Here is a 7,158-nt window from a genome sequence, read left to right on the forward strand (position 1 = left end):
TTCAATGGTCCGCGATACGAGACCGGTCGGGTTTTCCTTGACTGCCCGGAGCACCCCCTGTCACGATCGATGACATGAAGATGCGACTGGACCTCACGCGGCGACGCCACGTCGACCTCGCGCGCGTCTCCAGCGCCTCTTGTTGCGTCGCGGCCTGACTCTCCGGATCCGTCGCGCTCCTCCGCCACGCCGCACCTGTCACGGACGGGTTGTGTGCCGTGTTTCCCGCGACTTTCTTCATCGCCTGAATTCCGCACACTTTCACACCTTCGGGATTCGGCGCGTCCGAGACATCTTTCCGCAACAGGAGTTCCGCATGCCCACGCCCGTGAAATTCGCCTATTGGGTCCCCAATGTGAGTGGGGGTCTGGTCACGAGCAAGATAGAGCAGCGCACCGACTGGGGATACGAATACAACCGCGAACTCGCCGTCCTCGCCGAGAACAACGGCTTCGAGTACGCCCTCAGCCAGGTCCGCTACATGGCCAGCTACGGCGCCGAATACCAGCACGAGTCGACCAGTTTCAGCCTGGCCCTGTTGCTGGCCACGCAGCGCCTGAAGGTCATCGCCGCTGTCCACCCCGGTCTGTGGCACCCCGGCGTGCTGGCCAAACTCGGCGCCACCGCCGACCACTTGTCGAACGGCCGCTTCGCGGTCAACGTCGTCTCCGGCTGGTTCAAGGGCGAGTTCACCGCCCTGGGGGAGCCCTGGCTGGAGCACGACGAACGCTACCGTCGCTCCGAGGAGTTCATCCGCGCACTGCGCCAGATCTGGACCGAGGACCACGCCGAACTCGCCGGTGACTTCTACCGAGTGCGCGACTTCTCACTCAAGCCCAAGCCTCTCAGCTCTCCCGGCCGCCCGCACCCGGAGATCTTCCAGGGCGGCAACTCCACGGCCGCCCGGCAGATGGCCGGCCGGGTCTCCGACTGGTACTTCTCCAACGGCAAGGACTTCGACGGAGTCGTGGAGCAGATCAACGACGTACGGACGTCTGCGGCCCAAGCCGGCCGCACGGCACCCAAGTTCGGCCTCAACGGTTTCCTCATTGCCCGCGATACCGAGGCCGAGGCCCGTGAGACGCTCCGGGAGATCGTCGCCAAAGCGGACTCGGAGGCCGTCGAGGGGTTCGGCGCCGCCGTCAAACAGGCCGGGCAGTCCACCGCCGACGGCAAGGGCATGTGGCAGGACTCCGCCTTCGAGGACCTCGTCCAGTACAACGACGGCTTCCGCACCGGCCTCATCGGCACCCCGGAACAGATCGCCGAACGCATCGTCGCCTACAAGAAGCTCGGCGTCGACCTCTTCCTCCTCGGCTTCCTCCACTACCACGAGGAGGTCGAGTACTTCGGCAAGCGCGTGCTGCCCCTGGTCCGCGAACTGGAGGCCCAGCTGCCGGTAACGGACGCCGAGCCCGAGTCCGTTACCGCGCACGCCTGACTCTTCGTCCCCTGCGTTCCTCACGCGAAAAGAGGCTGACACTCTTGAGCACCGCAACGTCCACCGACTGGCACAGCAGCGCCGCCCCGCAGACCGCCCAGGACTGGATCGCGCGCGCCGCCGAGGTCGCGGCCGTCCTTGCCACCGACGCCGCCGAACGCGACCGTGCCGGCGCCACCCCCTACGCCGAGGTCCAGCGCCTGAAGGACGCGGGCCTGGTGACCCTGCTCGGCCCCACCGAGCACGGCGGCGCAGGCCAGGACTGGACCACCGCCTACCGCGTCGTCCGCGAAGTCGCCAAGGGCGACGGATCCATCGGACAGCTCCTCGGCTACCACTACCTCTGGTTCTGGGCCGCCCGCCTGGTCGGCACCCGCGACCAGTGGCAGCGGATCGAGGCCGAGGCCACCCGCGAACGCTGGTTCTTCGGCGGGGCCGTCAACCCCCGCGACAAGGACGTCATCGTCACCGAGGACGGGGACGACCTCGTCTTCACCGGCCGCAAGACCTTTTCCACCGGTAGCAAGGTCTCCGACGTCACCGTTCTCGAAGGCGTCCTGGACGGCACCGAACTGCACGTCTTCGCCGTCGTGCCCTCTGACAGCGAGGGACTGGCCTTCCACGACGACTGGGACAACATCGGCCAGCGGCTCACCGAGAGCGGCGGCGCCACCATCGAGAGCGTCCGTACCCCGTGGTCGTCCGCGCTCGGCTACGTCGACAAGAAGTTCCAGCCACGGACGTACAACACCCTCAACGTCCCCACCATCCAGCTGGTCTTCGTCAACTTCTACCTGGGCATCGCCGGCGGCGCCCTGGAGACGGCGGCTGCGTACACCCGTACCAAGTCCCGGTCCTGGCTGCACGGAGGCTACGAGCGCGCGGTCGACGAGCCCTACGTCATCGACATCTACGGCGACCTCACCGCGAAGCTCTGGGCGGCCGAGGCGCTCGCCGATGCCGTCGCCGCGGAGGGACAGAAGCTGCACGACGACCCGGACTCGGTCACCGCACAGACCCGCGGTGACTTCGAGGTCCGGGTGGCCGCCATCAAGGCCCGCGCCACCGACGTCTCCCTGGAGATAGGCAACCGCATCTTCGAGGTGACCGGCGCCCGCTCCACCAGCACCGCCGAGGGTCTGGACCGCTTCTGGCGCAACGTCCGCACCCACACCCTGCACGACCCGGTTGCCTACAAGCGGCGCGAGGTCGGCCGCTGGGTTCTCGAGGGCGAGCTGCCCGAACCCACCTGGTACTCCTGACCCGCTCCGACCGGGGGCGCCCGGCACGACGTCGCCGGGCGCCCCCAGCTTCCAGAAAGAGGCCCGCATGCCCACCGTCGTGTCCGTTTCCGGCAGCCCCTCCGCCACCTCCCGCACCCACCGCCTGCTGCGCCACCTCGACGACTGGCTGCGCGCGCAAGGCCACGAAGTGATCCCACTCGACGTGCGCACCATCCCCGCCGAGGCCCTCCTCGGAGCGGACTTCCGCCACCCCGCCATCATCGAGGCCACCGAACTCTTCGACCGCGTCGACGGCGTCGTCGTCGGAACCCCCGTGTACAAGGCGTCGTACTCCGGTGTCCTGAAGGCACTGCTCGACCTGCTTCCGCAGTACGCCCTCACGGGCAAGACCGTGCTGCCGCTCGCCACCGGTGGTTCGATCGCCCACGTCCTGGCCATCGACTACGCCCTCCGCCCGGTCCTCAGTTCCATGGGCGCGTCCCACATCGTGCAGGGCTGGTTCACCCTCGACAAGGACCTCACCGTGCACGAGGACGGCTCCCTGACGGTCACGCCGACCGCCGGTGAGGCCCTCAGCCAGGTGGTCGCCCAGTTCTCGGCGGCCCTCCGTCGCACCACACCGGTCCTGACCGTGGCGAGCTGAGCGTCATGTCCGTGCATGTGATCGCCGACGACGCCGAGGCCCTCGCCGCCGCAGCCGCTCTGGCCGACGAGTTCCGCGCGGGCGCCTCCAGCCGGGACGCCGAACGCAGGCTCCCGTGTGCGGAGTTGGACAAGCTCTCCGCCTCCGGGCTGCTCGCCGTCACCGTCCCCGCCGAACACGGCGGAGCGGACGTCAGCGCGCTGACCCTCGCCGAGATTTTCAGGCTGCTCGCCACGGCCGACGCGAGCCTGGCCCAGATCCCACAGAGCCACTTCGCCTACGTCAACGTGATCCGACGTCAGGGAGACGCACGGCAGCAGAAGTTCTTCTTCGCCGAGCTGCTCGCCGGCCGCCGCTTGGGCAACGCCCAGTCGGAGGCCGGCACCAAGCACGTCCAGGACATCCGCACCCGGCTTCAACCGCGGCCGGACGGCTCGTACGTCCTGGACGGCGTCAAGAACTACTGCACCGGCGCCCTGTTCGCCGACTGGATTCCGGTGCTCGCCAGAGCCGAGGACGACAACCTGCACGTCGCGTACGTGCCGCGGGACGCCCCCGGCCTCACGGTGATCGACGACTGGGACGGCCTGGGTCAGCGGACGACCGCCAGCGGAACCGTCCGTCTGGAGGCCGTCCCGGTACCCGCGGACCGGGTTCTGCCCCACCACCTCACCTTCCAGGGCCCGCAACTCCATGGGGCTATCGCGCAGTTGCTGCACGCCGCCATCGACACCGGGATCGCCTGCGGCGCTCTGTCAGAGGCTGCGGAGTTCGTACGGACGAAGAGCCGCCCGTGGTTCGAGAGCGGTGCCGAGACGGCGGCCGAGGACCCGTTGCTGATCCAGCAGTTCGGTGAACTCGCCCTCCGGGTACGGGCGTGCGAAGCGCTGCTGCGCGAGGCCGCCCGCACTGTCGACGCGGCCCGAGCCGACCTCACCGACGACTCGGCCGCGGAGGCATCCATCGCGGTGGCCGCCGCCAAGGTGGAGGCAGCGAGGGCCGCATTGGACGTGGCGAGTGCGCTCTTCGAGGTGGCCGGCACCCGGTCGGCGCTCAACGCCCTCAATCTGCACAGGTATTGGCGTGACGCCCGCGCCCACACCCTGCACGACCCTGCCCGCTGGAAGATCCAGCACATCGGGAGATACGTACTCAACGGCGCCCGACCGCCCCGCCACGGCCTGCTCTGAAGGACATCAGCGACGGCCTCCCGGGCCACACAACACCTCATGGAGACCCCGTGTCCCTCACCTTCCACTGGTTCCTGCCCACCAACGGCGACAGCCGGCACGTCGTCGGCGGGGGCCACGGCACCCCGGCCACCGCTGCCGGACGGGACCGGCCACCGACGGTCGCCTACCTGAGTCAGATAGCCCGAGCCGCCGAGCATCTCGGCTTCGTCGGCGCGCTCACCCCCACCGGGGCCTGGTGCGAGGACGCGTGGCTGACCACCGCGATGGTCGCCCAGGCGAGCGAACGCCTGAAGTTCCTGGTCGCCTTCCGCCCCGGCTTCGTCTCGCCCACGCTCGCCGCCCAGATGGCCTCCACCTTCCAGCGGCAGACCGGCGGACGGCTCCTGCTCAACGTCGTCACCGGCGGCGAGAGCCACGAACAGCGGGCGTACGGGGACTTCCTCGACAAGGACGCCCGGTACCGCCGTACCGGTGAGTTTCTGCAGATCGTACGGGAGTTGTGGGAGGGCAAGGCCGTCGACCTGGCCGGAGAGCACCTTCGGGTGGAGGACGCGAAGCTCGCCCGGGTGCCCGACCCGGTACCGGAGGTGTACTTCGGCGGCTCCTCACCCATCGCCGGCGAGGTCGCCGCCAAGTACGTCGACGTCTACCTCACCTGGGGCGAACCGCCGACGCAGGTCGCGGAGAAGATCGCCTGGATTCGCGGGCTCGCGACGAGGGAAGGGCGCACGCCGCGCTTCGGTATCCGGCTCCATGTCATCACACGCGACACCTCCGAGCAGGCTTGGGCAGAAGCGGACCGTCTTCTGGCGGGCTTCGATCCGGAGACCGTGAGGTCGGTGCAGGCCGGCTTGGCGCGCAGCGAGTCCGAAGGGCAGCGGCGGATGCTCGCTCTGCACGACGGCGGGAGCCGGGACGCGCTGGAGATCCACCCCAATCTGTGGGCCGGTATCGGTCTGGTACGGGGTGGTGCGGGGACGGCGCTGGTCGGCAGTCATGACGAGGTTGCCGAGCGGATCGAGGAGTACGCGGCGCTGGGAATCGAGGAGTTCGTGCTGTCCGGGTATCCGCATCTGGAGGAGGCATACTGGTTCGGGGAGGGAGTGTTGCCTCGGCTCGCCGCACGGGACCTGTGGCGGCATCCGGCCGGGAACCAGGAAGTGCCTTCGGCTCAAGTGCCGTTCGCGGGTTGATTCCGCACCCCGCCAAGCGTGGTCAGGTCCACGGACGTGGTGTAGGGCGGTGCTCCGGCCCGTGCATGCCCGTGTGGAGCTTGACGGTGCCGTCGATCTCGGTCTGCTGAACGCAGCATTCGGGATCCACGCTCTCACGGGGGCGCTGGTCTTTGGGGCGGTGGGCAGCCGCTTTCCGCGGTGGCACGTGTTCACGATCGCCTTTCTCATCGCCTCGCCACCGTTCTGGACTGCTTCAGCCGGAAGGTCGTCGGCTGGTCCCTCGCCGACGGCATGCGCACGGACCTGATCGCCGACGCCCGGCCGATGGCGGCCGCGACCCGCAGCGGCCTGGCCGGGGCGGTATTCCACTCCGATCACGGAGCGCAATACGGATCCAGGGCGCCAACCACGCCTCAGCGCGCCGGGATCTGCCGGGTGCGGTCCCTCGATCCCGTGGCTGCGCTGCTGACCGGGCTTACCGTCCGGCGTCATGGCCAACGGGCCCTGCTGCGTGCCCTGACGCGTGCGAAGCGGGCACCACTTGCGATCAACGTGTTCTGAGCGTTGGGTCACCTCGCGTCAGCGGTTAGCCGGCTGACGATGGCCGGGCACCCTCGCGCGCAGGTGCCCGTCCGCGCAGCCCGTCATGACTCTCGGCGATCAGCCCCTGCTCGCGCCGACGCCGGGGGACGGCGGAAACGCGGCTCCCTGCGGGGGAGTCCGCGGTCCGCACCCGCCACGAGACCACCGCCCGCAACCATGTAACGGATCACGTGCAGCAATTGCCGGTGTTGGTAGCCGCGGACCGTGTGCCCCGCCCTCGAAGCCATGTCGGCACGTCCTGGGAAACGCTCGAAACGGGATCCCGTCAGCGACCCGCCAGGAGGCCCTGCCGTCATGCGCCTCCCGACGGAGGATCACTCGTCAAGGAACCGCTCGACCTGTACGTTTCCGATTCGGCTGAGTTACTGCTGTCAGGCCTGCCCGGAAGGCGTCAAGCGACCACGCTGTCCTCCAAGCCCCATCCTTGGTAGTTGTCGGACACCCCGAAGTAGGCCTGGGCAGGTGTCGTCTTCGCGTAGATCATGTTCGACCACGGCGGCTGCGTGCTCCTTGTGCGGTACACGCTGTACTGGTCGCTGCAGTGGCTGCTCGTGTTCACGCCGAGACAGACGGATACCGTCATGAGAGCCGTGCCGTCGGTGGGTGTGTTTCCGTTGGGTACGAACCGGGCCCAGTTGGTGCCGCAGTGGGGCGAGTACCAGTTCTGCATGGTTCCCACACTGCGGTTGTCCGCGGTCAGGAGTTCGGCGTGATTCGCCACGTAGGCGGAGCTGTCCCAGCAACCGGTGTCCTTCGGGTCCTGGTCCCGGGTTCGACGTAATTCGAGCGCCTTGGAGGCTCTTGCGGGCTGAAGGTGCAGGTCATCGGGCTGCGGGCGGTGCGAACGGCTGGAATTGCC

7 protein-coding genes and 1 pseudogene are annotated in these 7,158 nt (G+C 68.7%); 7 read left to right on the plus strand and 1 reads right to left on the minus strand.

Annotated features, from left to right (window positions below; genetic code table 11):
• Window positions 1-80 precede the first annotated feature (80 nt).
• The 7 genes from ACWCQ1_RS44785 to ACWCQ1_RS44815 all read left to right on the plus strand — a co-directional run bounded on the left by ACWCQ1_RS44785 (window position 81) and on the right by ACWCQ1_RS44815 (window position 6,257).
• Window positions 81-158 (plus strand): putative leader peptide, encoded by a 78-nt coding sequence (locus tag ACWCQ1_RS44785; protein WP_356777075.1) that lies wholly within the window; start codon window positions 81-83, stop codon window positions 156-158.
• Between the two features lie 158 nt (window positions 159-316).
• Window positions 317-1,441 (plus strand): dimethylsulfone monooxygenase SfnG, encoded by a 1,125-nt coding sequence (gene sfnG / locus ACWCQ1_RS44790; RefSeq protein WP_451029194.1) that lies wholly within the window; start codon window positions 317-319, stop codon window positions 1,439-1,441.
• Between the two features lie 44 nt (window positions 1,442-1,485).
• Window positions 1,486-2,703 carry an acyl-CoA dehydrogenase family protein gene (locus tag ACWCQ1_RS44795; protein WP_451029195.1) on the plus strand — a complete coding sequence of 406 codons (1,218 nt, stop codon included), beginning with the start codon at window positions 1,486-1,488 and terminating at the stop codon, window positions 2,701-2,703.
• A gap of 67 nt (window positions 2,704-2,770) precedes the next feature.
• Window positions 2,771-3,328 (plus strand): NADPH-dependent FMN reductase, encoded by a 558-nt coding sequence (gene ssuE / locus ACWCQ1_RS44800; protein ID WP_451029196.1) that lies wholly within the window; start codon window positions 2,771-2,773, stop codon window positions 3,326-3,328.
• A 5-nt stretch (window positions 3,329-3,333) separates the two neighbouring features.
• Window positions 3,334-4,518, plus strand: coding sequence for an SfnB family sulfur acquisition oxidoreductase (locus ACWCQ1_RS44805; protein WP_451029197.1), 1,185 nt, complete (start codon window positions 3,334-3,336; stop codon window positions 4,516-4,518).
• 50 nt (window positions 4,519-4,568) lie between these two features.
• The gene (locus tag ACWCQ1_RS44810) at window positions 4,569-5,714 is read left to right on the plus strand and encodes an LLM class flavin-dependent oxidoreductase (RefSeq protein ID WP_451029198.1); all 1,146 of its coding nucleotides are present in this window, start codon (window positions 4,569-4,571) and stop codon (window positions 5,712-5,714) included.
• Between the two features lie 180 nt (window positions 5,715-5,894).
• Complete coding sequence (locus ACWCQ1_RS44815; protein WP_451029199.1) at window positions 5,895-6,257, plus strand: DDE-type integrase/transposase/recombinase; 363 nt, start codon at window positions 5,895-5,897, stop codon at window positions 6,255-6,257.
• A 433-nt stretch (window positions 6,258-6,690) separates the two neighbouring features.
• On the opposite strand, the pseudogene ACWCQ1_RS44820 reads toward ACWCQ1_RS44815, so the two are convergent.
• Window positions 6,691-7,158 (minus strand): annotated as a pseudogene (locus ACWCQ1_RS44820) (hypothetical protein); the annotation flags it as partial.

This window comes from Streptomyces sp. NPDC002144, from assembly GCF_053593695.1.

Excerpts from the sequence above, each read along its gene's own strand:
- ACWCQ1_RS44805 (WP_451029197.1), top strand. The coding sequence starts at position 3,334 with ATGTCCGTGCATGTGATCGCCGACGACGCCGAGGCCCTCGCCGCCGCA.
- ssuE (WP_451029196.1), top strand. The coding sequence starts at position 2,771 with ATGCCCACCGTCGTGTCCGTTTCCGGCAGCCCCTCCGCCACCTCCCGC.
- sfnG (WP_451029194.1), top strand. The coding sequence starts at position 317 with ATGCCCACGCCCGTGAAATTCGCCTATTGGGTCCCCAATGTGAGTGGG.
- ACWCQ1_RS44785 (WP_356777075.1), top strand. The coding sequence starts at position 81 with ATGCGACTGGACCTCACGCGGCGACGCCACGTCGACCTCGCGCGCGTC.